The following is a 22,408-nucleotide window of genomic DNA, read 5'->3' as shown; positions in this document are numbered from 1 at the left end:
GCGGGCTGTTCGTCCACCGCGGGCCGCTCACCGCCGGGTCACCAGCACCCGGTAGCTGCGGGAGCTTCCGGAGCCGGCCGCCCCCGCCACCGTGATCCGGATCCCCCGCTTCGGGTCCTTGAAGACCTCGCCCGGGGTGAAGGGCGCGTCCGAGAGTTCCGCGTGGACGTTGGGGCTGCGGGTGCAGCCGCCGCTGTCGCGCCGGGAGTCGTAGACCTTCACCGGTCCCATGCCGGTGTCCACGCTTGCGTCCACCTTGTAGATCAGTACGCCCGGGCGGCACACGGCCTCGTCGTTGCCCGCGCGGACGCGTACCTCCACGGCGTACCCGGTGCGGCTGCTGAGCGGTACGAAGACCATCTTCGGGCCGCCCGCGCGCTCCAGCGGCGTCAGCGTGTGCTCCGTGGTGCCGTGCAGCGAGGCACAGCTGACCTGGGACGGGTCCAGCCAGCCGAGCTTCCACTTGTGCCAGCCGAGCAGGTCGTTGTTGGCCCCCCAGTCCTCGCTCATGATGTCCCAGTGCCCGACCGCACCGCCGCCCGCCTGGGTGTAGAGGTCGGGCAGGCCGAAGACATGGCCGTTCTCGTGCGGCAGCACCCGGTAGCCGGTTCTGCCGTAGGAGCCGGAGCCGTCGTCCTGGCGGGAGTAGACGAAGGAGGCGTTGGCGACGGGGACGCCGTCGGCGACCGGTGCCTCCGTGTTGCCGGCGAAGGTCACCGACAGGACCGTGTCCAGGGCGGACGGGCCGGCGTTCGGCGTGACCAGCACGTTCAGGAAGTCGTACTCCTGGAAGTTCACCTTGGGGTCGGCGGCGCTCACGATGTCCTGGACGAGCTCGCGGTAGCCGGAGTCGAAGGGGGCGCCGCGCTCTATGCCGTACGCCTTGAACGGCTTCGGCATGCGGAGCCAGTGCGGGACGGGGGTCTCGGGGCGGTAGTCCAGACGGCCGTAGGAGGCGGTGCGGAACCACTGGCGGGTCTTGGGAAAGAACTCGTGGAAGCGGTCGAGGGCGTTGCCGGGGCCGGGTGCGTCGGAGAAGTCGACCATCAGGGTCAGGGCGCGGACGGTGCCCGTGGAGCGGGAGTAGCCGGTGCCGGTCGGGACGCCCTCCGACAACTGGATGGCGTGACCGCCTCTGATCATGCAGGGGTCGAGCACGGCGCTGCGGGCCGGGGCGATCGGGCCCGCCCCGGCCGTCGTGGAGCGCGCCGTCAGATGTCCGGTGCCGGCCGAGGTGCTGACCGCGAAGGTCAGGGCGGTCACGGACGCGAGGGCGGCCGCGCGGCGTGGACGTATCCGACGGCAGAGCTGCATGCACGCGTCCTTCGTCCATGGCAGCCGGCGGCATCGGACTGCGCCCTCTCGATCACCCTGATCGGGGGGCTGCGCGGGCGCGCGCTGGAGGAGCCCGAACGTGGGTTTCGGCGAGAGGCGGGCGGCGAGAGGCGAGACGGGTGGTGGTGTGACTCAGGTCACATCAAATCTCTCTGTCAACCTGAAATAAGCGGGGAGCGTCTCCCCGTTTAGTCACGTGTACGAGCGAAACGGGGACCGACTCCCCGGATCGCAGAATTTCAGACCAGCCACCCGAGGAGTCCGCCGTGACCGCCACGACGACCGCGAAGCCCCCGCAGCGGAAGGTGACCCGGCCGCGCGCCGACGCCCTGCGCAACCGGGAGCGGATCGTCGCCGCCGCCCGGGAGATGTTCACCGAGTTCGGCCCCGAGGTGCCGCTCGACGAGATCGCCCGCCGGGCCGGCGTGGGCAATGCCACGGTGTACCGCAACTTCCCCGACCGCGACGCACTCGTCCGCGAAGTCGTCTGCTCCGTCATGGACCGGACGTCGGAGGCGGCCGAGCAAGCGCTCGCCGAGACCGGGGATGCCTTCGAGGCGCTCGAGCGCTTTGTGCACACCGCCGCCGACGAGCGGATCAGCGCGCTGTGCCCGATGGTCCAGAGCACCTTCGACAAGAACCATCCCGATCTCGAAGCGGCCCGTGAGCGGGTCGAGCAGACCGTCAAGGAGCTGATGGACCGCGCCAAGGAGGCCGGCCAGCTCCGCCCCGACGTCGCCGTCGGGGACCTCATGATCGTCGTGGCGCAGCTCAGCCGACCCCCGGCCGGCACCGACTGCCTCGTCAACGACCGCTTCGTACACCGCCATCTGCAGCTGTTCCTGGACGGACTGCGGGCCCCGGCCCGCTCGGTCCTGCCGGGCGCACCCGTGACCGTGGAGGATCTGCGCCGGCCCTGCGATTAGTTCCGCACACCAAGCCAGTCACTACGCCGAACACCGATTCACAGGCCGTCACCGGAAGCCCGTGGACGAGCCGTCCCCGTAAGACGCCTTTTTTCCGTCACGAAGTCCCGAAGTGGGTACCTCCATGTCTGCAACAGCCTCAAAGGCTTCAGGCGCCGTCGAGAACACCGGCGACGCCAATCGCTGGAAAGCGCTCGTCTTCATAGCGCTCGCCCAGCTGATGGTCGTGCTGGACGCGACCATCGTGAACATCGCCCTGCCGTCCGCCCAGACCGACCTGGGCATCTCGGACGGCAACCGGCAGTGGGTCGTCACGGCCTACGCCCTCGCCTTCGGCGGTCTGCTCCTGTTCGGCGGCCGGATCGCCGACCTGTGGGGCCGCAAGCGCGCCTTCGTCATCGGTCTGACCGGCTTCGCCGCCGCCTCCGCGCTCGGCGGTGCGGCGACCTCCGGCGCCATGATGTTCGGCGCCCGCGCCCTCCAGGGTGTCTTCGGCGCCATGCTCGCGCCCGCCGCGCTCTCCCTGCTCGCCGTGATGTTCACGGACGCCAAGGAGCGCGCCAAGGCGTTCGGCATCTACGGTGCGATCGCCGGTGGCGGTGGCGCCGTCGGCTTCATCCTCGGCGGCGTGCTCACCGAGTACCTGGACTGGCGCTGGACGTTCTTCGTCAACATCCCGTTCGCCATCGTGGCCGCGCTGGGCGCGTACTTCGTCATCCGTGAGCCGGAGGGCGGCCGCAACCGCAACCCGCTCGACATCCCCGGCGTCCTGCTCTCCACCCTCGGCCTGGTCTCGCTGGTCTACGGCTTCACCCGCGCCGAGTCCGACGGCTGGGGCGACACCACGACCGTCTCCCTGTTCGTCGCGTCCGCGGTCCTGCTGATCGCGTTCGTCATCACCGAGACCAGGGTCAAGGCCCCGCTGCTGCCCCTGCGCGTGGTCACCGACCGCAACCGCGGCGGCATCTACCTCTCCCTCGGCATCGCCATCATCGCGATGTTCGGCACGTTCCTCTTCCTGACCTACTACCTGCAGGTCATCAAGGGCTACTCGCCGATCAACACCGGCTTCGCCTTCCTGCCGATGATCGCGGGCATGATGATCGGCTCGACCCAGATCGGCACCCGTCTGATGACCCGGGTCCCGGCGCGGCTGCTGATGGGCCCCGGTTTCCTGGTCGCCGCGATCGGCATGCTGCTGCTGACGCAGCTGGAGATCGGCTCGTCGTACGCCTCGACGGTCCTGCCGGCGATGCTGCTGCTCGGTCTCGGCATGGGTACGGCGTTCATGCCCGCCATGTCCCTGGCCACCCTGGGCGTCGAGCCCCGTGACGCCGGTGTCGCCTCCGCGATGGTCAACACCTCGCAGCAGGTGGGCGGCGCGATCGGTACGGCCCTGCTGAACACGATCGCCGCCTCCGCGACGGCGTCGTACATCAAGGACCACATCGCCGGCGCGACCTCCAAGTCGCAGGCGCAGCTGGTCCAGATGCAGGGCGCGGTGCACGGCTACACCAACGCGATCTGGTTCGCCGTCGGCATGCTGGTGCTCGCCTCCGCGATCGTCGTGACCTTCGTGAACGCCGGCCGCCCGGGCTCGACGACGGTGTCGTCCTCCGAGGACGGTGTCGAGGACGAGCTGGCCGTCCCGGTGGTCGCCCACTGACGGCGGCCGTCCGGCCGTACCCCTTCGGAACCATCCGTACGCGAGAGGAAGGGGACGCCTCCCGCGTACGAACCCGAGACCTGCCCTGGTCTCTGCTGAGTGAGCGGCTCAGCGGAGCCAGGGCAGGTCCGCGCCCGCATCGGTGGGCTGGAGGCCCTCGGCGACGATCTGCATGATCTCGCCGAGGGTCTCCTGCTGCTGCGGGGTGAGCCGCTCGAACACGGCCTGCCGTACGGCCGTCACATGGCCCGGCGCGGTCCGCCCCAGCACCTCGGCGCCCGCGTCCGTCAGCACCGCGAACTGCCCCCGCTTGTCGGAGGGACAGTCCTCGCGCCGCACCCAGCCGTTCTTCTCCAGCCGCGCGATCGCGTGCGAGAGACGGGACCGGGTGATCTTCGACTTCATGGCAAGCTCGGTCATCCGCAGCCGCCGGCGGGGGGCCTCGGCGAGCCCGACCAGCAGCCCGTAGTAGATGTGCGGCATGCCCGCGTCCCGCTGCAGCTGGCGGTCGAGGTGGTCCTCGAGGAGTGTGGTGGCGTGCAGGTAGGAGCGCCAGATGCGCTGCTCGTCGTCACTGAGCCAGCGGGTCTGCTCGGCGGGTTTCGCTGCGGGGGCTGCTTCTTCAGCGGATGTGGGTGCCGTATTCATGTATCCATCGTACGAGAGCTCTCCTTGAATATTAAACAAACGCGGCGTATGCTCTGAAGCAGGGAGTTTGAGAGTTCAAGCATTGGGAGTCACTGCCATGTCCGCCGCCACTCAGGAGCGCATGCCCGCCCTCTATCTCAGCCACGGCGCGCCGCCACTCGCGGACGACCCGGTCTGGCCCGGCGAACTCGCCGCCTGGTCCGCCGACCTGCCGCGCCCCAAGGCGATCCTCATGGTCTCCGCCCACTGGGAGGAGGCCCCGCTCGCGCTGGGCGCGGTGCAGACGATCCCGCTCGTCTACGACTTCTGGGGCTTCCCCGAGCACTACTACCAGGTGAAGTACGCGGCTCCGGGCGCACCCGAACTCGCCGAGTCCGTACGGAAGTTGCTGCGTGCCCCGGGCATACCCGTGCAGGACATCCCGGACCGCGGCCTCGACCACGGCGCCTACGTCCCGCTCGTCGAGATGTTCCCGGCCGCCGACATCCCGGTCCTGCAGATCTCGATGCCGACCCTCGACCCGGTGAAGCTGATGGAGATCGGCCGCAAGCTCGCGCCGCTGCGCGAGGAGGGCGTGCTGATCGTCGGCTCCGGCTTCTTCACCCACAACCTGGCCGCGCTGCGCCACACGGGCGGGGGAGTGCCGACCTGGTCCTCGGAGTTCGACGACTGGGGCCGCAAGGCACTGGAAGCCCGGGACTGGGACGGCCTGCTCGACTTCCTCCACAAGGCCCCGGCCGGCCGCTACGCCCACCCGCGCACCGAGCACTTCGCCCCGCTGTTCGTCACCATGGGTGCGGCGGACGTCACCGGCGAGCTGGACGCGCAGAAGTCCGTGATCGACGGCTTCTGGATGGGCATGGCGAAGCGGTCGGTGCAGTTCGGCTGAGGCCTCGGGGCCCGTGCGGGCCTACAGGTCCTTCTCGTACCAGGCGACGTCCCAGTACCTGCCGAACTTCCGGCCCACCTCCCGGTATGTGCCGACGTACCGGAACCCGAAGCGTTCATGCAGCCGCGTGGACGCTTCGTTGGGCTGTGCGATGCCCGCGTAGGCGCGGTGCAGGTCCTCGTCCGCCAGGGCCTCGAAGAGCGCCTTGTACAGGAGCGTGCCGATGCCGCGACGGACCGCGTCCGGGGCCACGTACACCGTGACCTCGACCGACGTCTGGTAGGCCGGCTTCACGCGATAAGGGCTGGATGTGGCGTAGCCCAGAATTTCCTGTGTGTCCGCATCCGTGGCAACCATCAGCCTGTGCGGCCCGTCTACAGGGTGGGAGAGCAGCCAAGGACGGCGCTCTTCCGGAGTGAAGGTGGCGGTATCGAATGTGATGGGCGTCTCACGTACATAGTGGTTGTAGAGGTCGGTGAGAGCGTCGAGGTCCTCCTCGGCTCCCGGCCTGACCTGCACCTCTGTACGTTCCGACACCATCAGGCCTCCCTCCGTGGCCGGACAGGGTACTGCATGATCAGAAAAATCGGGGTGCGGGTTGGGAATTCTGTCCGGATTCCAGTCGTTGTTTCCATCGGATGCAGGGCACCCGACCAAAGTGCTCAGCGGCACTCGAAGGCGAGTGCCCGGCGTCTGAGAGACCACCCGCCAGCCCACCATCGCAAGGGAGCACGCATGGCAACCCGTGCCGTCGCCCGTCGTAAGTCCGCCACCGGCGAGACGGCCGACGCGGCAAGCAGTGTTCGCGCCCACGCCGGCGAAATCGCCGACCGTGACCTGGTCGGCATGTACCTCGACGAGATCGCGCGCACACCGCTGCTCGACGCCGCCAAGGAGGTCGAGCTGTCCCAGATCATTGAGGCGGGTGTGTTCGCGCGACAGGTTCTCGACGGGTACGAGGAGTCCAAGGCCGAGGCCACCCGCGAGGAGCTGCAGGCCCTCGTCGACGACAGTGAGCGCGCCAAGGACATCTTCATCCGCTCCAACCTCCGCCTGGTCGTGGCCGTGGCGCGCCGTTACCCCCGTAGCGGTCTGCCCCTGCTCGACCTGATCCAGGAGGGCAATGCCGGTCTGGTGCGCGCGGTCGAGAAGTTCGACTACCGCAAGGGCTTCAAGTTCTCGACGTACGCGACCTGGTGGATCCGTCAGGCGATCACCCGCTCGATAGCGGACCAGTCGCGCACCATCCGCCTGCCCGTCCACCTGGTGGAGGAGCTGGGCCGGATCCGCCGTGTGCAGCGGGAGTTCAACCGCGAGCACGGCCGCGACCCGGAGCCCGCGGAGATCGCCGCCGAGCTCGGCTCGAACCCGGACCGTGTGATCGACGTCCTGGACTGGGCCCGCGACCCGGTCTCGCTGAACATGGCGGTGGACGACGAGGGCGAGACCCAGTTCGGCGACCTGCTCGAGGACACCTCCGCGGTCTCCCCCGAGCAGTCCGTCCTCACCCTGCTCCGCAGCGAGGAACTCGACCACCTCATCGGCCGCCTCGACCCGCGCACGGCGTCCATCATCAAGATGCGCTACGGCATCGACGACGGCCGCGAGCGCACCCTGACGGAGGTCGGCAAGGAGCACGGTCTGACCCGCGAGCGGATCCGGCAGATCGAGAAGCATGCCCTGCTGGAGCTGAAGAAGCTGGCGCGCAGCACGGGCTTCGAGGCGGCGGCCTGACGAACAGTCGCGGGGGCGCGTACGGCACCCGGTGAGTGCCGGGTGGCGTACGACGCCCGCGGCCGCGCACGCCGGGTGGCGAAAGACCGCGCAAACATGGCGGTACAACGCCGCTTCAACCGTCAGAACGCAGGGAACAAGACTTCAGGGCACAGCCCGCTCGGAGCTGGCGGGGGCGGGCAGCCGCTGGCCGGTTGTGCCACACAGGGCGGGGCCCCCCCCCAGACCAAACGGGGGGGGGGCCCCGCCGTCATGTGTGCCACAGCGGCACAGCGTCTCTGACTCGCCGGAAGTTCTGAGCGTTGCTCAGGACGGGTGGCCAGTCGTCTTCGTGCCCTGGTGCCGAACGGCAGGAGCCGTCAGCCCGCGTGGCACGTCCCTCCGGACGCTGGTCAAACAGGCCGTGCGGCCCGATCGAGGAGGGTGCCCGGCGTCGCCTGGGCGCCGGACATGCGCGTGACACTCTGCCATATGATCGTCACGTTTCGCTAACCCGCCCAAGGTGAGACGGTTCCCCCTCGCCCCGCCGACCTCTCGGTCCCGCAGGCTCCGGAGCACGCACTGCGTTTCGCTGCCGCGGTCGCCGGTGCGGCTGGTCGCGCCCGCGCGGCGGAGCCGCAGACCGATACAGCCCCGCGCACCTTCGGGGCGCGCCTCACCCACCCCCGGCCCGCATGAGCCGTCCGCCCAACTCTCGTACGCACTCCGCCAGTTCGGCCGGCTCTCGTACCGTGAACTCGAAGCCCAGCAGGGCCAGCCGTACTGCCAGCCAGTCCGCCGCGTCGCCCGTTCGGCCCCGCAGGCGGCAGGTGCCCTCGGCGATCGGCTCCGGTGTGCCCAGCCAGGACGGGACGCGGGTCGCGACCGTTTCCGCGGGGGCCGTGAAGGTGACCTCGAAGTCGTACGACTCCTGGTGTCGTTGCATCGAGCGGCGCAGGTACTCCGCCGCGCTTCCTGTCGGCAGCTCCCGCGGGGTGAACCGTGCGCCGGTTGCGAAGGGATCCCTCACCCGGTCGACGCGGAACGTGCGCCAGTCGGCGCGGTCGAGGTCGTATGCGACGAGGTACCAGCGGCGGCCGGTCGAGACGAGGCGGTACGGCTCCGTCAGGCGTCGTGACTCGGTGCCGTCGCCGGCGCGGTAGGCGAAGCGCAGGCGCTCGTGCCCGGCCACCGTGGACGCCATGACCGTCAGCGTCTCGGGCGCGATGCTCGCCCCGTCCCCGCTGGTCAGCGGCGTGGTCGCGGCCTGGAGCGTGGAGACGCGGTGGCGCAGGCGGGAGGGCAGCACCTGTTCCAGCTTGGCCAGGGCCCGTACGGACGCCTCGTCCACGCCCTCCAGGGCGTGCCCGGCACCCGCCCGCAGGCCGACCGCGATCGCCACGGCCTCCTCGTCGTCGAGGACGAGCGGCGGCATCGCCTTGCCCGCGACCAGCCGGTAGCCGCCCTCGGCACCCAGGGTCGCCTGTACCGGGTAGCCGAGCTCGCGCAGCCGGTCGATGTCCCGCCGGACCGTCCGCCGCGACACGCCCAGCCGGTCGGCGAGCTCGCCGCCGGGCCATTCGCGGGGAGTCTGGAGGAGGGAGAGGAGTTGGAGGAGTCGGGCCGGGGTGTCCGTCGTCATGGTGAGAGCATGCCGCAGAAGTAGGACACGATCTGACCTAGTAGGGGTCTAGCTTCGGGGTATGACCTCCACCGAGATCCCATCCGTTTCCGCGGGCACCCCGGGTGCCCGGCCCGCCGCAGGCGACCGCAGGCGCTGGTTCGCCCTTGCCATCGTGATGACCGCGGCCTTCATGGACCTCGTCGACGTCACGATCGTCAACATCGCGATCCCGTCGATCCAGCGGGAGGCCGGCGCCTCCGTCAGCCAGATCCAGTGGATCACCGCCGGTTACGCGCTCGCCTTCGCCGCGGGACTGATCACCGGCGGACGCCTCGGCGACATCCACGGCCGCAAGCGGCTGTTCCTCGTCGGCATCGGCGGCTTCACCCTCGCCTCCGCGCTGTGCGGCTTCGCCGCGAACCCGGAGATGCTCGTCGCCTCCCGGATCCTGCAGGGCGGTATGGCGGCGATGATGGTGCCGCAGGTCCTGTCGATCGTGCACGCCACCTTCCCGGCGCACGAGCGGGGCAAGGTGTTCGGGCTGTTCGGCGCGATCGTGGGGCTCGGGGCCGTCTCGGGTCCGCTGCTCGGCGCGCTGCTGACGGAGTGGAACCTGTGGGGTCTTCAGTGGCGGCCGATCTTCCTCATCAATCTCCCGGTCGGCATCGCAGGCCTGGTCCTCGGCAGCCGCTTCATCACCGAGTCGAAGGCACCGCGGGCGCTGAAGCTGGACCTGGTCGGGGTCGCCCTCGTCACCCTCGGTCTGACGATGCTGCTGTACCCGCTCACTCGCGGTCGTGAGCTGGGCTGGCCGCTGTGGGGGTACCTCTCGATGGCGGGCGCGCTGGTCGTCTTCGCGGCGCTGGTGGCGTACGAGAGGCGCAAGGCCGGACGGGACGGATCTCCGCTGGTGGAGCTCTCGCTGTTCCGGGTGAAGAGCTTCGCGGCCGGTATCGCCGTGCAGACCGTGTTCGGGATCGCGCTCGGGGTGTTCTTCCTGGTGTGGACGCTGTACATGCAGACCGGCCTGGGCTGGAGCCCGCTGCGGGCGGGGCTGACCGGTGTGCCGTTCTCGATCTCCGTCTCCACCGCGGCCGGCCTGTCCGTGCAGAAGCTGGTGCCGCGCTTCGGCCGCAAGGTGCTCCAGGCGGGCGCACTGCTCATGGCCGCGGGCGTCCTGCTCTACATCTGGGAGTCCGGCCGCTACGGCCTCGCCATCGCCTCCTGGCAGATGGCGCTGCCCCTGATCGTGATGGGCGTGGGCATGGGCCTGATCGTCGCCCCGCTGACGGACGCGGTGCTGTCGGACGTGCCGCGCGAGCACGCCGGCTCGGCGTCGGGGCTCATCAACACCGTGCAGCAGATGGGCAATGCGCTGGGGCTCGGGCTGGTCTCGGTGGTGTTCTTCGGGGAGATCGGCGACCGGCTGACGCGGTCCGAGGTGGGCCCGGCCTTCGTGAACGCCTTCCAGCATGCGCTGGGGTGGGTTGCCGCGGTGATGGGGGCGATCTTCCTGCTGATGTTCGCGCTGCCGGTACGCGCGAGTGCGCCGGCCGCGGAGGAGGGCGCCGATGACGGACGCCCGGAGCGTGCGCAGGATGTGCCCGTGGGCCAGGAGGAACTTGTTCCTGTCCGCTGAAACACCACCTGCCCCGAGCTCGTATCGGGGCAGGTGGTTGTGTTTTGTGCCACACTTATCTATCCTGCGCGGGCGACCGGTCCGCGTGTCGTAGAAACCGGGAAGCAACGGGGCGTCATGGCATCGAGGAATCAGGCCACTCCATCCGAGGCGGCGGCGTCGGAAACGGCCATGTCCAGTTGGCTTCCCGACCTCTCGGGGCTTTCCCTCGGAGAGCTCAGCAGCCTGGACAGCATGGTTCTGGAATCCTCCGTCAAGCATCTGAGGCGCTGCGTCAACCAACCGCTTTCCACCATCGGTGGCAGCAGCGGTAGCTAGTTGCCGCCCAGGCCCGCAGGAGTCCCCGTAAGAATTGGCAACACAGTCTCCGTGCAGGGTCTGACCGGTTAAATTTCACGGCACGTCACCCTCCCGGCCGGGAACGAGGAAATCGTGCCGATGCACCATCACCAGCTGTCCGTGTCCGTGCTGCGGTCCCTGCTGGCCACCACCGAGGACGACACGGCGGTCGCCGTGCTCCTGGACGTGGAGTACAGCCGTCGGCTGCTGCTCATGCGCGGAATCCTGGACTCCTGCGCCGGCACCCCCGAGGCCGAGGCCGCCCGGGTCGGGGAGGCGTGGCGGCTGCTGGAGAGCGTCGAGAAGCGGGCCCCCGAGGCCGTTCGCGCCGTACTGCTCGATCCGCAGGTCGGACTGTGGGCGGCCGCCCTGTTCCGGCGGCTGTCCCGGGCCGAGCGGGACGAGAGCGCGCAGGACGTGCCGCTGTGGGTGGAACTGGGTTTCCTCGCCCAGCTCGCGGCCACCGTGTCGATCATGGCGGGCGCCCCCTTCCGGGTGCGGGTCCCGGTGCGGGAGGGGACCGTGTTCCTGCCGTGCCTGGGGCGTGCGCGCCTGGACACCGCCGAGCGCTGGGGGACCGCCGAGGTGCGGGCGCAGGACGGCGTGGTGAGCATGGTCGGGGGCGGTACGGCGGTGACGCTGCCGGAGGATCCCGAGCGCGACGCTCCCGGCTGGGAGGGGCTGCGCCGGCTGCGCGCCACCGCCGAAGGCCTGACCCTCACGCTCGCGATCGACGACCTCGGCTCCTACCCGGCGGTGAGCGGGCTGGCCGCGTCCCGGCGGCTGGCACCCGAGGGGTTCGCCGACTGGCAGCGCTGGGTCTCCGCCATGTGGCCCCTTCTGGTGGCCGACCACCGGGCCGACGCCCGTGCGCTCTGCACCGGACTGCTGTCCCTCGTCCCGCTGCCCCACCGGGAACGCCTGCGCGGGCGCACCGCCTCGTCCAGCGACGCCTTCGGCTGCGTACTGCTGACCGAGCCGGACGAGGACACGGCGGTGCTGCCGGCCCAGCTCGGCGTGGCCCTCATCCATGAGTTCCGGCACACCCTGCTCAACGGCCTCATCTTCCTCGCCCCGCTCTTCGAGGACTGCGGAGACCTGTTCTACGCCCCCTGGCGCGACGATCCGCGTCCGCTGGGCGGGCTGGTGCACGGGGCGTACGCCTTTTCGGGGGTCGCACGCTACTGGCGTGCGCGAGGGGAGGAGGGCCTCGCGGGCTTCGAGTTCGCGCTGTTGCGGGACGCCCTGGACCAGGTGCTCACCACCCTGCGGGACCACCCCCTGCTGACCCCGCTCGGGCGCCGGCTCTGCGAGGCGCTCACGGAGCAGACCGCGCCCTGGCGCGCGGAGCCGGTGGGGCAGCACGAGGTGAACCTCGCCCGGCTGGCGTCCGCCCACCACCACGCGACCTGGCGCGCCCACCACCTGCACACCCCCAAGGCCTACGCACAGGCGCTGGCGCAGGCATGGCAGCACGGCCACCGGGCTCACGTCGACGATTCGGGCACTCCTCCGGTGCCGGAGCCGGAGCCCGAACTGCGCACGGACCCCGGCGCCTGCCGGCTCGACACCCTGGCGCTGCTGGCCCGCCTCAGCCTCGTCGACCCCGCGGAGTACGCGAGACTGCTCGCCGACGACGACCCCGCCGCCCAGGTGCCCGGCGCCGCCTCGGCCGATCTGGCACTGGTGGCGGGCGACGCGAAGACCGCGGTCAAGCTCTACGCCGAGGAGCTGGCCGTCACCGGCGCCAGACCCGCCGCCTGGGCCGGCCTCGGCCTGGCGTTGACCGAGACGGGCGAGGAGGCCGCCGGGGCCGCCCTGACCAGCCGCCCCGAACTGGCCGTAGCCGTAAGCCGTTTGTTGCCGGAACCACCGGATCCGGTAGCGCTGGCGCATTGGCTGGCGCCCCGATAGGGACGGCCAAGCCGCTGCTACAACGGCATCGGGTCGATGTCGCAATCGGCCCGGTGTTCCCAGTCGGCGGCCAGCCGCACCGCGGGGTGGCTGCTGCCCAGCTTCCGGCTGAGACGTTCATGCGTGTCCGTATGCAGCGTGGCCGCCTCCTCGGTGTGGCCGAGCGCGCGCAGGTCCATGGCGAGGTTGGCGGCGCAGGCCAGGGTGGAGGGGTGGTCGTCGTCGAAGACCTCGCGGGAGCGGCGGAGGGTTTCGGTGTCCAGTTCGCGGGCGGTGGCGGGGTCGCCGAGGGCGTAGTGGTCGCTGGCGAGGTTGGTGCGGCACACCAGGGTCGAGGGATGCATGTCGCCCAGGGTCGCCGTGAACTCCTCCAGCACCAGTGAGTTGATGTACTGCGAGGCCGCCGCGTTGCCCAGCAGCCGGTAGGTGATCGCCAGGTTCAGCGCGGCCGACAGGGCGTGCGGATGGTGTTTGCCGTACGTCTTCTCGTACTGCTCGCAGATGTCGGTGCCCAGCCGCAGCGCCTCCGGAAGGTCGCCGCTGTGCCGCAGATGCACCGACAACTCCAGGGTGGCGGCCATGGATTCGGGATTGTCCGTGCCGTACCGGTGGATGAGGTCGGTGCGGGCCTGCTCGGCCGTCTCCATGGCCTCCTGGTGCTCGCCGGCCTTGCGCAGGGCCACCGCGAGGTGGCGGTAGCAGGAGAGGCTGAGTGGGTTGGTGCTGCCCAGCAGGGAGTTGGACCGGTCGACGAGCTCCCGGTGGTACGTCAGCGCGACGGCGTACTCGCCCAGTTCCCGGGTGTCGAGGATGTAGCCGAGCCAGCTGAGCAGCGACAGGACGTGGTCCTGGCCGTAGATCTCGGTGTAGCCATTCCAGGTCTGCTGGTCGAGGTCGCGGGCGCGGGCGAAGTCGCCGACGAGGCGGAGGCTGACGCCGAGGTTGTGGGCGGCACGCAGGGTTTCGGGGTCGTCGGGACCCAGCAGTCGCAGGTACTGCTGGTGGACGGATTGCGAGAGGCTGAGGGCCTCGCTGAAGGCGCCGCTCACGCGATGGTCGATGGCGACGTTGCCGAGGGCGTCGGCGGTGTCCTGGGCGTCGGGGCCGACGGTGCGCCGGTAGGCCTCCAGGGTGGCCGAGTTGAGCTCGGCGGCCTCCCGGTAGCGGCCCAGGCTGAAGAGCAGGAAGCCCAGCCAGCGGGCCACCTGGAGGGTCTGGGGGTGGTCCTGGCCGAGTTTTACGGACCAGGTCTCGTGCGCGGTGCGGGCCAGTTCCAGGCAGGGCTGGTAGTCGCCGAACCGCAGGAGGTAGATGACCTCGTTGACGACGAGGTTGCGCACCCAGCCCTCGTCGGACTGGGCCGCGTCGGAGACGAGGACATGCGGATAGAGCGCGCCGTACCGGTCCCAGCGCAGCACGTTGTCCGGGTCGTTGGGATCACTCGCCGCCAGCAGCAGATGCGCCCCCCGACGCATCGTCGAACGGTCCTCCTCCGTCATCCGGTACAGCAGGGCGGCCTGGACCAGGCGGTGCATCTGCAGGGAGTTGTTGCGGTGGTTGAAGCGGGCCAGGGAGTAGCGGCCTATCTCCCGTATGACCTGGCCGAGCCGGATCGGGTCCTCCAGCGCCAGGTCCAGTTCCGGTGCGATCGAGCCGCGTGGCATACGGGCGAAGAGGGAGCGGGCGATGGGCTCGGGGGCGTAGAAGGAGCAGACCTGGAGGAGCTGGTAGGCGGCCGGGTTCTTGGTCTCCAGCTGGTCCAGGGAGATGTTCCAGGCCGCGATGACCGGGTGCTGGTTGTCCAGCGGTGCCGTGCCGCGCAGCAGGTCCACGCGTTTCTCGGTCAGCAGGCGCAGGTATTCGTCGACCAGCATGCCGGTCTCCGCATGCCAGGCGGCCGCCTGCTCGATGGCCAGCGGCAGGTCGCCCAGCGCCTGGGCCAGCCGGTCGGCGTCCTCGTCGCTGATCTCCGGGCCGCGCAGCCGCAGCAGCTGCTTGCTCTCTTCGCGGAGGAAGACGTCGACCTCCAACGGGCGGGCGATGGACGCCCATTGGGGGTTTCGGGAGGTGATGAGGATGTTGCCGGGGCCGCCGGCCGGGAAGAACGCCCGTACCGCCTCCGGGCTTTCGGCGTTGTCGAACACCAACAGCCAGTTGGCGTACGGCCGTCCGATGCGCAGCGCCTCCAGGACGGCCGCGACCGTCGAGGAGGCGTCGCTGCCGGCGCTGATGCCCAGGCGCGGGGCGAGCTCCACCAGGGACAGGGAGATCTGCGCGGTGCGCTCGGCGGAGATCCACCACACCACGTCGTACTCGGACATCCGGCGATACAGGTACTCCACCGCCAGCAGACTCTTGCCGACGCCTCCCATGCCGTGCAGGGCGTGGGGCAGGACAGCTGTCGTCTTCTCCTGCAGCAGCCGCTGGTGGAGGGCCTCCAGGAGCTCCTTGCGGCCGGTGAAGTTCGGGTTGCGCGGCGGAATGTTCCCCCAGACCGTGGGGGTGTTCCTGGTGCGTTCGGTACCCGCCGTGTTCGCCGGGGCCTGCTCTGGCATCGCCGGCCTCCTGTTCCCCTGATGCGTCGGGTGGTCGGCGTCGCCCGGGGTGCGGGCGACGGGGTCGCTGAGTGTGAACGGTGCGGTGGTGCTGGTGCGGGACGTGTGCCGGTGCGCAGGCTCCTCCCGGAGGTCCGCGACCGCCTTGTCCACCTCTCCGGCCGGTTTCAGGAACGGCCCGGACAGGGCGTGGAGCACGGCGCTTTCCGCCAGCAGCCACGGACCGGACTCCGCGTCCACCGGAGGGACTCGGGACACGGACTCGCCGCGCAGCAACCGGGGCAGTCGCCACAAGTGTTCCCCGCCGGGTCCCCGGCGATCCCCCACCAGTTCGACAACCCGGACCAGGTCGGTACGGCGTCCGGCGGCCAGCAGCTCCTCGCGCACACCGGGCGCGAACTCGTAGGCGGGGAACGCGCGGTCGGCCGGGCGGACGATCCCCTGTGCGAGCAGCAGCGCGAAGTCCGTGAGCGAGCTGCCCGGCAGCAGCGCGTCCTGCACCTGCCGGACCAGCGGGTCGGTGAGGGGGATCGCGGCGAGCATGGTGGCCAGCGTGAACACCTGCTGGGGTGCCGCCGACCGCAGACGGGCCACCTGCGCCGGGGCGTCCTGCTGCAGCGGGTCCGGTTCGGGAGGGGCGGGTACGTGCGCGCGGGGGAAGGTCACGGTGAGCGGCAACCAGCGCGGGGGCGCACCGCCCAGCAGGCAGGCCCAGGCGTCCAGCCAGCGGGCGGACAGCTCCAGCACGGGGACCGGCACGTCGGGCCGCCCCGGCGCCGGCGGCAGATCGTACGGGTCGGGGACCAGCCCGCGGGCCCGCCAGCGCAGCCGGTTGTTGGGTGCTCCCGGCGCGGGGGCGCGCAGCTGCACCTGCCAGCCGCGCAGACCCGTCACCGGCCACACCGGATGCGGCAGGAGATGGATCAGACAGACCGGCCCGGCCTGCGCCCAGCGCCGCAGCAAGGGCTCCACGCCGTGGTCACGCCAGTGCGGCCCGGCACCGTCGGTGAGCAGCAGAGTCAGCCGCCCCGCCGCGCCGTGCTGCGGCAGTGTCGCCGGAGCCCTTCCACGCCCGTACGGGAACCGGTGCGCGGTGATCCGGCCGAAGCACCCGGTGCGGTGCAGTGCACGGGTGAACGCCCGTACCGTCGGCTCCCAGATCCCCATGGTGGGCCCGGAGTCGGCGACCACGGCGATGTCCCAGCGGGTTCCTGGGGGGTGGCCGGCGGGTCGGCGTAGAGCTGCGCCCGTGCGGAGGAGCGCGTCGGGTAGCTCGGGGGGCAGCGGGGGCCAGGTGGGAGGCGGGGTCATGGTGTGGCGGCCTCCGTTGCCGGTAGCGCCCCAAAGGGGCGCGGGGCTGTATCGAGTTGCGGCTCCGCCGCGGGGCGCGACCAGCCACGACGAGCCTCAAGACGATCGACGGCCGACCGTGGCACTCCCCGTGGAGTGTTCATCACAGCTGCTCTTCCCCCGTCCACGCCCACACCGTGTCCAGTGCCTCCTGCCAGCTGCGCCCCTCGGCGAGAGCGGCCACCGCACCCTGCCCCGCCAGATGCAGCGCATCGAGCAGCCGCCCCACCACCGGCCCCTGGGCCGCCTCGGCCCGGTCGAGGAAGGCGGTCAGGATGTCCTCCGCCACGCCGTCCGGGAAGCGCGCGGCCGCGACGGCCTCCAGGGCCGCCCGGTTCGGCCGCGCCAGCGTCAACGGCACGCACCGCTCGGCCAGCGCAGGCGACACGTCGCGGTCGCCGCCGGTGGTGATCACCACGAGGGGGAAGGCGTGACACTGCACGGCGCCGCCGCGCAGCGGCACCGCGGCCTCCGAGTCGTCGTCGGTCGCCACGTGCGCGGGAGCCCCGGGCACCGTGAAGCCGCCCGCGTCCAGCACCGTGCACAGGTCCTCCGGCAGCGCGATCTCCGCCCGGTCCAGCCGGTCGAGGAGCAGTACCCGCGGTCTGCGGTACGGCAGAAAGGCGGTGCCCAGCGGTCCGAGCCGGCCGGCCCCGTCGTAGAGCCCCTCCTGGAGTGTGGACATGCTGGTGATGCGCCAGCGCAGCACCCGGCCGAGGTCCAGTTCGCGGCTGATCCGGTACGCGAGTGCCGACCTGCCGGTGCCGGGCTCGCCGGTCACCAGCAGTGGACGGCACAGTGCCAGTGCCGCGTTGACCCGCTCGACCTCGCCGGGGGCGGCCGGCAGCGGCTTCGTTCCGTCGCCGAGCACGGCGGCCGCATACGGGTCGGCGGGTGGCGGGGGCAGGCAGGGGCCGTTGTGGAACCGGCGCCAGGGTGGCGGCTCCGGCCAGGGGCCGGCGGCCGCGGAGCCGGGCAGGCCCGTTCCTCGGTAGACGCCCCAGGGCTCGGCGGTCGGCGACATCAGCGGTGTCCTCTCCGGTTGCCGGCCGCACTGCGCGGTCCGGTCGTACGGCTGTGCACGTGCCCCAGACCCCCCGAAGAGCCGTCAGGCCGGGTCCGGATCCATCGGGTTGCGTTCGGCGTCGTCCCACAGGACCGTCAGATGGCGGCCAATGTGGCCGGTGTGACCCGCGGAGGCGGCGTCGCCGTTCTGGCCGGCGGCCTCGCGGCGATACGCGTCGACTCTGGCCGGGAACCGCTTCAGGCCACCGCCGAGCAGATCGTCCAGGACCTCCCGCAGCCCCGTCGTGGCCCGGTCGGCCCGGTTCCAGATCACCACCGGCAGCCCCATGCGCAAGGCGGTCTGCAACTCCTGGCCGCCGTGCCCGGTGCCGGTCAGCGGCGGTTCGCTCAGCACCAGGGCGACCAGGTGCTCGTCCTCGTCGAGGCGCTGCTCCAGGGTCTGCGCCGCACCGGACCGGACCCGGGTGTCGGCCGCGTAGCAGACCGAGCGCGACGGCGGTTCGTCCGCGCCGAGCTGCTGCCAGCGGGCGTTCCAGAACTCGTGCCACTCCCGGGTCTGCAAGCGGTCCAGGCTGCGGATGACCACCGAGAACTCGCTCGCCGACGTCACCTGCGAGGCCCAGTCCCAGTCGTGCGGCCACCACTCCACGGGCAGGTTCAGCAGCTCGAACGGCAGCACGAACTCCAGGAAGAGCGGGGCCGGTTCGGCCGCACCGGCCGGCCCCGCCCGCCGGTGCCGCTCGGTCTGCCGGACGATCGAGCCGACCACGTCCTCCAGTTGCTCCACCGGCACCTGGTGCCGCGGCTGCCCCTGCACCCAGCCGCGGCCCGGCCCGTCCGACATGTGCGACGGGAACACGTTGTACTGGGTGTTGTTCAGCGGGTCCGTCTCGATACGGATCGCCAGATACCGCCTCAGCTGCCGGGCCACCCCGGACACCGACGACCCCCGGGCCCTGTTCCGCTCCTCGTCCAGCAGCTCGGACAGCCCCAGGCCCAGCGACCAGTGCCGGTTGCGGGCGATGATCTCCTCGCTGAGCTCCCGGCTCATGTACGGGGCGCAGACGTCCAGGTGGAGCATCCACGGGGGCAGCTCACCGGGGGCCGTGTTCTGCCCGGCGAGATAGAGGAAGTCGTGCCACGGGTTCTCGGCGTGCGGCGGCGGTTCGGTCAGCCGCTTTCCGGTGGCGAGCCAGACCAGTGCGGACCGCATCTTGTACGGGTACGGCAACGGCTGCAGCGGGTGCAGCGCCTCGGCGAGATACCTCCAGGACCCGAGGACCGCCAGCCCCTCCAGCGAGCCCACCGCGGTCCACTCGTCGGCGAGCCGCTGCACGGCGAACACCTGCGAACAGTACGGATCCATGCCGTGCAGCACGCCCGCCAGCACCGACAGCCCGTCCGGGGCCAGAGAGCAGTGCCGGAACACGTTCAGGAACTGCTGCGCGACGGTGTCCTCGTCCCGCGTCGCGAGCGGACGCCCGGTCTCCCGGCCCACCGCGGCGGCCAGCTCGGCGCGCCCCTCGAACGTACCCAGGGCACGCATCCCGAGCAGCGTCCGCGCCGTCTGTGCGCCGATCCGGCGGCGTATCCGGGAGGCGTTGCGGTCCTCGCCGCCCGGCTCCGTCAACGCGGCCCCTCCGAGCGGGGGAAGGGCGGCGCGACGGCCGGTTTGGAGCGGCCGGTGCGCGCACCGCCGACGCCCGCCAGCAGGAGCTCCCGGGCGGCCTCGTCGCCCAGCTCCGGCGGCGACAGATCGATGTACACGACCGAGCGCAGCAGGCCCGGCGGAGCACACCGGTCCACCATCACCGGCACGAGATTGCGCAGCAGACCGGCCGGGTCGCCGCCCTGGACCGCCTGCCACTCCAGCCGGCCGTAGACGGAGTCCAGATATGCCGGGGAGAGGACCGCGATGGTGCGTTCGCACTGTGTCACGCCCCCGTCCATGCCGAACAGCCAGTTGGTGCCCGGGACGAAGTCCCATTCCTGCACCAGGACGCTGTAACCCGCCTTCTCCAGCTGCCACGAGATCCACACGGCCCACCGGCGGTCCGTGGCGGTGTACGAGACGAAGAAGTCCCGGCGGTCGTCGATCCGCCGGTGCGCCGGCACGGCAGCCCCGTTGACCCCGGCCGACGGCGGCCGGGCCAGCCGCTGCCGCACCAGCTCGCCCACCACATGGGAGGTCCAGCTCGTACCTTCGATCTGCTCCACCGCGTGCGCCAACGCCATCAGACCACCCTGCTGCTCCTCGCAGTACCGCACCAGCTCCAGGAACTCGCGCATCAGGCTCGGCTGGTCCGCCGCCTCCAGCGGCTGCTCCAGCTCTGCCCCCACCAGCTCGAACAACAGTGCCCGGGTCAGATCGTCCGCGAGCTTGGGCGAGGCGAGCAGCGCCTGGACCACATTGATGGGCCAGTTGCGACCGCCGTCCGCCCGGCCAAGCGCGTTGGGGTCGTCCGTGTCCACAACACCCCCCGAAGAAGTTGCGTCCCGGAGTCCAGGATACGGACGGGGTGACAGCCCGTCAGGGCTTCCGCAGTCGGCTCATAACGGCATGGGGTCGATGGCGCAGTCGGCGCGGCATTCCCGGTCGGCGGCTCGCGTGGTGGCTGCTGCCGAGTTTGCGGCTGAGGCGTTCTGGGGTGTCGATGGTGGAAGGTGTCGGCTTCTTCGGTCGAAGACCAGGGTGATGCTGCTGGTCTGTCCCGTATCGATGCCCGTTTGTGTCTGGGTTGCGCCCGAACCTGTTTACTTTCCAGAAATCCGGGCGTAGCCTCCGGGTGAAACCACAAGTTCGGGCATGAGTCGGAGGCGAACGGACATGTACGCACCGGAGCGGCAGCAGGAGATTCTCCGGCTTGCCCGTGACGGCGGGCGGGTGGACGTGCTGTCGCTGGCCGAGGAGTTCCAGGTGACGGCGGAGACGATCCGCCGGGACCTGAAGGCCCTCGACCGCGCGGGGCTCGTCCGGCGGGTGCACGGCGGTGCCATACCGGCCGGGCGGCTCGACTTCGAGCCGGACCTCGCCGAGCGCGAGGGCACCTCGACCGACGAGAAGGACCGCATCGCCAAGGCCGCCCTCACGGAGCTGCCGAGCGAGGGCACGATGATCCTCGACGCCGGTACGACGGTGGCGAGGCTCGCTGCCGCGCTGCCCCTGGAGGCGTCGCTCACCGTCGTCACGCACAGCCTGCCGATCGCGGCCCGCCTCGCGGACCACCCCGGCATCCAGCTCCACCTGGTCGGAGGGCGCGTACGGCACCGTACACGCGCCGCCGTGGACGCCTGGGCGCTGCGTGCCTACAGCGAGATCCGGGCGGACGTGCTGTTCGTGGCGGCCAACGGCTTCTCCGCCGAGCATGGGCTGACCACCCCCGACCTCGCCGAGGCCGCGGTCAAGCGCGCGGCGGTGGCCGCGGCCCGCCGGGTGGTGCTGCTCGCCGACTCGTCCAAGCACGGCCAGGAGCACTTCGCCCGCTTCGGCGACCTGAGCGACGTGGACCTGCTGATCACCGACAGCGGGCTGAGCCCGCAAGACGCCACCGCCATCGAGCGCGGCGGCACTGAAGTGCTGTGTGTGTAGAGCGGCACGGAAGTGCTGTGTGTTGTGTCTGTAGAAACGAGTGCGCATGATCCTCACCGTCACCCCGAACCCGTCCCTGGACCGTACGTACGAGGTCCCCTCGCTCGACCGTGGCGAGGTCATCCGCGCCACCGGCGAGCGCATGGACCCGGGCGGCAAGGGTGTGAACGTCTCGCGTGCGGTCGCGGCCGCCGGGCGGCGCACGGTCGCGGTGCTGCCCCTGGGCGGTGCGCCGGGCGCGCTCGTCGCCGAACTGCTCGACGCGCAGGGCATCGAGGTCGCGCCGGTCCCGGTCGCCGGGGCCACCCGCTCGAACATCGCGCTCGCGGAGGCGGACGGGGTGCTCACGAAGATCAACGCCCCCGGTCCTGAGCTGTCGGCCCGGGAGCAGGAGCTGCTGCTGAACACCGTGCACCGGCAGTCGCCCGACGCGGACTGGATCGCCTGCTGCGGGAGTCTGCCGCGGGGGCTCGCGCCGGCGTGGTACGCCGATGTCGTCGCCCGGGTGCACGCCGGGGGTGCACGGATCGCCCTGGACACCTCCGGGCCCGCCCTGCTGGCGGCGCTGCGCGAGCGGCCCGACGTGGTGAAGCCGAACGCCGAGGAGCTCTCCGAGGCCGTCGGGCGCCCCCTGTTCACCGTGGGCGACGCGGTGAAGGCGGCCGAGGAACTGCGCGAGATGGGCGCATGTGCCGTCCTCGCGAGCCTGGGCGCCGACGGGCAGCTGCTCGTGGACGCCTCGGGCGTCTGGTTCGGCAGCGCGCGAGTGGACGCCGTACGCAGCAATGTGGGTGCCGGCGATTCCTCCCTGGCAGGTTTCCTGATCGCAGGCGGCAGCGGCCCGGAGGCCCTCGCCTCGGCGGTCGCACACGGCGCGGCGGCCGTCCAGTTGCCGGGCAGCGTGATGCCGACCCCACGGGACCTGGATCCGGCGGCGGTCACGGTGACGGCCGACGTGCCGGTGGACCTCGTACTCAAGGAGCCGGTGTCATGACGTGTCCCGTGCTGTGCGGACCGCCGCAGGCTCGCAAGTGGCGAGGCTCCCTGTTACTCAGGATTGCAGTCGCGATGTCCGCACCGGTCACTCAGGCTGACCTGCTTTTCGGCCGGGGGTCCGGGGGCCGTCCCCCGGGAAGGCGCAGTCCCGGCCCCGCCTCCGTCCCCACTGATCCCACCCCCCGCAGCACCCCCGTCC

16 protein-coding genes are annotated in these 22,408 nt (G+C 71.1%); 8 read left to right on the top strand and 8 right to left on the bottom strand.

Annotated elements, in window-relative coordinates:
• Positions 1 to 27: 27 nt before the first annotated feature.
• Positions 28 to 1,314: a M6 family metalloprotease domain-containing protein gene (locus tag IH68_RS0128780; protein WP_030940672.1), complete on the bottom strand. Its 1,287-nt coding sequence runs from the start codon at positions 1,312 to 1,314 to the stop codon at positions 28 to 30.
• Positions 1,315 to 1,601: 287 nt separating this feature from the next.
• On the opposite strand from IH68_RS0128780, the gene IH68_RS0128775 reads away from it, so the two are divergent.
• Positions 1,602 to 2,261 carry a TetR/AcrR family transcriptional regulator gene (locus IH68_RS0128775; protein ID WP_030940671.1) on the top strand — a complete coding sequence of 220 codons (660 nt, stop codon included), beginning with the start codon at positions 1,602 to 1,604 and terminating at the stop codon, positions 2,259 to 2,261.
• 124 nt (positions 2,262 to 2,385) lie between these two features.
• Positions 2,386 to 3,927, top strand: coding sequence for an MFS transporter (locus tag IH68_RS0128770; protein ID WP_030940669.1), 1,542 nt, complete (start codon positions 2,386 to 2,388; stop codon positions 3,925 to 3,927).
• 108 nt (positions 3,928 to 4,035) lie between these two features.
• Here the strand turns inward: IH68_RS0128770 and IH68_RS0128765 are convergent, their stop codons facing one another.
• Positions 4,036 to 4,575, bottom strand: a complete 540-nt coding sequence (locus IH68_RS0128765; RefSeq protein ID WP_030940668.1) for a MarR family winged helix-turn-helix transcriptional regulator — start codon at positions 4,573 to 4,575, stop codon at positions 4,036 to 4,038.
• 97 nt (positions 4,576 to 4,672) lie between these two features.
• Between IH68_RS0128765 and IH68_RS0128760 the strand changes: the two genes are divergently transcribed.
• The gene (locus tag IH68_RS0128760; protein WP_030940666.1) at positions 4,673 to 5,464 is read left to right on the top strand and encodes a dioxygenase; all 792 of its coding nucleotides are present in this window, start codon (positions 4,673 to 4,675) and stop codon (positions 5,462 to 5,464) included.
• A 21-nt stretch (positions 5,465 to 5,485) separates the two neighbouring features.
• On the opposite strand, the gene IH68_RS0128755 is transcribed toward IH68_RS0128760, so the two are convergent.
• Complete coding sequence (locus IH68_RS0128755; protein ID WP_030940665.1) at positions 5,486 to 6,004, bottom strand: GNAT family N-acetyltransferase; 519 nt, start codon at positions 6,002 to 6,004, stop codon at positions 5,486 to 5,488.
• A gap of 195 nt (positions 6,005 to 6,199) precedes the next feature.
• Here IH68_RS0128755 and IH68_RS0128750 point away from each other — a divergent pair, with 195 nt between their 5' ends.
• Positions 6,200 to 7,198: a sigma-70 family RNA polymerase sigma factor gene (locus IH68_RS0128750; RefSeq protein ID WP_030940663.1), complete on the top strand. Its 999-nt coding sequence runs from the start codon at positions 6,200 to 6,202 to the stop codon at positions 7,196 to 7,198.
• Positions 7,199 to 7,853: 655 nt separating this feature from the next.
• Here the strand turns inward: IH68_RS0128750 and IH68_RS0128745 are convergent.
• Positions 7,854 to 8,819, bottom strand: coding sequence for a helix-turn-helix transcriptional regulator (locus tag IH68_RS0128745; protein ID WP_030940661.1), 966 nt, complete (start codon positions 8,817 to 8,819; stop codon positions 7,854 to 7,856).
• 61 nt (positions 8,820 to 8,880) lie between these two features.
• Between IH68_RS0128745 and IH68_RS0128740 the strand changes: the two genes are divergently transcribed.
• Both IH68_RS0128740 and IH68_RS0128735 read left to right on the top strand, forming a co-directional pair.
• Positions 8,881 to 10,440 (top strand): MFS transporter, encoded by a 1,560-nt coding sequence (locus IH68_RS0128740; protein WP_030940658.1) that lies wholly within the window; start codon positions 8,881 to 8,883, stop codon positions 10,438 to 10,440.
• Between the two features lie 438 nt (positions 10,441 to 10,878).
• Entirely contained in the window at positions 10,879 to 12,693 is a 1,815-nt protein-coding gene (locus IH68_RS0128735; RefSeq protein WP_030940656.1) for an HEXXH motif domain-containing protein, read from the top strand.
• A gap of 17 nt (positions 12,694 to 12,710) precedes the next feature.
• Here the strand turns inward: IH68_RS0128735 and fxsT are convergent, their stop codons facing one another.
• The 4 genes from fxsT to IH68_RS0128715 all read right to left on the bottom strand — a co-directional run bounded on the left by fxsT (position 12,711) and on the right by IH68_RS0128715 (position 20,096).
• The gene (fxsT, locus tag IH68_RS0128730; protein WP_234341656.1) at positions 12,711 to 16,559 is read right to left on the bottom strand and encodes an FxSxx-COOH system tetratricopeptide repeat protein; all 3,849 of its coding nucleotides are present in this window, start codon (positions 16,557 to 16,559) and stop codon (positions 12,711 to 12,713) included.
• 142 nt (positions 16,560 to 16,701) lie between these two features.
• Positions 16,702 to 17,622, bottom strand: a complete 921-nt coding sequence (locus tag IH68_RS0128725; RefSeq protein WP_051833779.1) for a hypothetical protein — start codon at positions 17,620 to 17,622, stop codon at positions 16,702 to 16,704.
• Between the two features lie 84 nt (positions 17,623 to 17,706).
• On the bottom strand, positions 17,707 to 19,254 hold the full coding sequence (locus tag IH68_RS0128720) for an effector-associated domain 2-containing protein (protein WP_030940649.1): 1,548 nt from the start codon (positions 19,252 to 19,254) through the stop codon (positions 17,707 to 17,709).
• Complete coding sequence (locus IH68_RS0128715; protein WP_199931938.1) at positions 19,251 to 20,096, bottom strand: toll/interleukin-1 receptor domain-containing protein; 846 nt, start codon at positions 20,094 to 20,096, stop codon at positions 19,251 to 19,253. Before IH68_RS0128715 ends, IH68_RS0128720 begins: the two co-directional genes overlap by 4 nt.
• A gap of 355 nt (positions 20,097 to 20,451) precedes the next feature.
• On the opposite strand from IH68_RS0128715, the gene IH68_RS0128710 reads away from it, so the two are divergent.
• Together IH68_RS0128710 and pfkB are read left to right on the top strand one after the other, a co-directional pair.
• Positions 20,452 to 21,213 carry a DeoR/GlpR family DNA-binding transcription regulator gene (locus IH68_RS0128710; protein WP_030940645.1) on the top strand — a complete coding sequence of 254 codons (762 nt, stop codon included), beginning with the start codon at positions 20,452 to 20,454 and terminating at the stop codon, positions 21,211 to 21,213.
• A gap of 46 nt (positions 21,214 to 21,259) precedes the next feature.
• Complete coding sequence (gene pfkB, locus IH68_RS0128705) at positions 21,260 to 22,207, top strand: 1-phosphofructokinase (RefSeq protein WP_030940643.1); 948 nt, start codon at positions 21,260 to 21,262, stop codon at positions 22,205 to 22,207.
• Positions 22,208 to 22,408 lie beyond the last annotated feature (201 nt).

Origin of the sequence: Streptomyces sp. NRRL S-646, assembly GCF_000720765.1 — a bacterium.
Classification (GTDB): Bacteria; Actinomycetota; Actinomycetes; order Streptomycetales; family Streptomycetaceae; genus Streptomyces.
This window is presented reverse-complemented; position numbering and strand designations above follow the sequence as displayed.

What these genes read in the sequence shown, in the direction of transcription:
- IH68_RS0128780 (WP_030940672.1), bottom strand. Translation starts at nt 1,314, where the DNA reads ATGCAGCTCTGCCGTCGGATACGTCCACGCCGCGCGGCCGCCCTCGCG.
- IH68_RS0128770 (WP_030940669.1), top strand. Translation starts at nt 2,386, where the DNA reads ATGTCTGCAACAGCCTCAAAGGCTTCAGGCGCCGTCGAGAACACCGGC.
- IH68_RS0128765 (WP_030940668.1), bottom strand. Translation starts at nt 4,575, where the DNA reads ATGAATACGGCACCCACATCCGCTGAAGAAGCAGCCCCCGCAGCGAAA.
- IH68_RS0128760 (WP_030940666.1), top strand. Translation starts at nt 4,673, where the DNA reads ATGTCCGCCGCCACTCAGGAGCGCATGCCCGCCCTCTATCTCAGCCAC.
- IH68_RS0128755 (WP_030940665.1), bottom strand. Translation starts at nt 6,004, where the DNA reads ATGGTGTCGGAACGTACAGAGGTGCAGGTCAGGCCGGGAGCCGAGGAG.
- IH68_RS0128750 (WP_030940663.1), top strand. Translation starts at nt 6,200, where the DNA reads ATGGCAACCCGTGCCGTCGCCCGTCGTAAGTCCGCCACCGGCGAGACG.
- IH68_RS0128745 (WP_030940661.1), bottom strand. Translation starts at nt 8,819, where the DNA reads ATGACGACGGACACCCCGGCCCGACTCCTCCAACTCCTCTCCCTCCTC.
- IH68_RS0128740 (WP_030940658.1), top strand. Translation starts at nt 8,881, where the DNA reads ATGACCTCCACCGAGATCCCATCCGTTTCCGCGGGCACCCCGGGTGCC.
- IH68_RS0128735 (WP_030940656.1), top strand. Translation starts at nt 10,879, where the DNA reads ATGCACCATCACCAGCTGTCCGTGTCCGTGCTGCGGTCCCTGCTGGCC.
- fxsT (WP_234341656.1), bottom strand. Translation starts at nt 16,559, where the DNA reads ATGACCCCGCCTCCCACCTGGCCCCCGCTGCCCCCCGAGCTACCCGAC.
- IH68_RS0128725 (WP_051833779.1), bottom strand. Translation starts at nt 17,622, where the DNA reads ATGTCGCCGACCGCCGAGCCCTGGGGCGTCTACCGAGGAACGGGCCTG.
- IH68_RS0128710 (WP_030940645.1), top strand. Translation starts at nt 20,452, where the DNA reads ATGTACGCACCGGAGCGGCAGCAGGAGATTCTCCGGCTTGCCCGTGAC.
- pfkB (WP_030940643.1), top strand. Translation starts at nt 21,260, where the DNA reads ATGATCCTCACCGTCACCCCGAACCCGTCCCTGGACCGTACGTACGAG.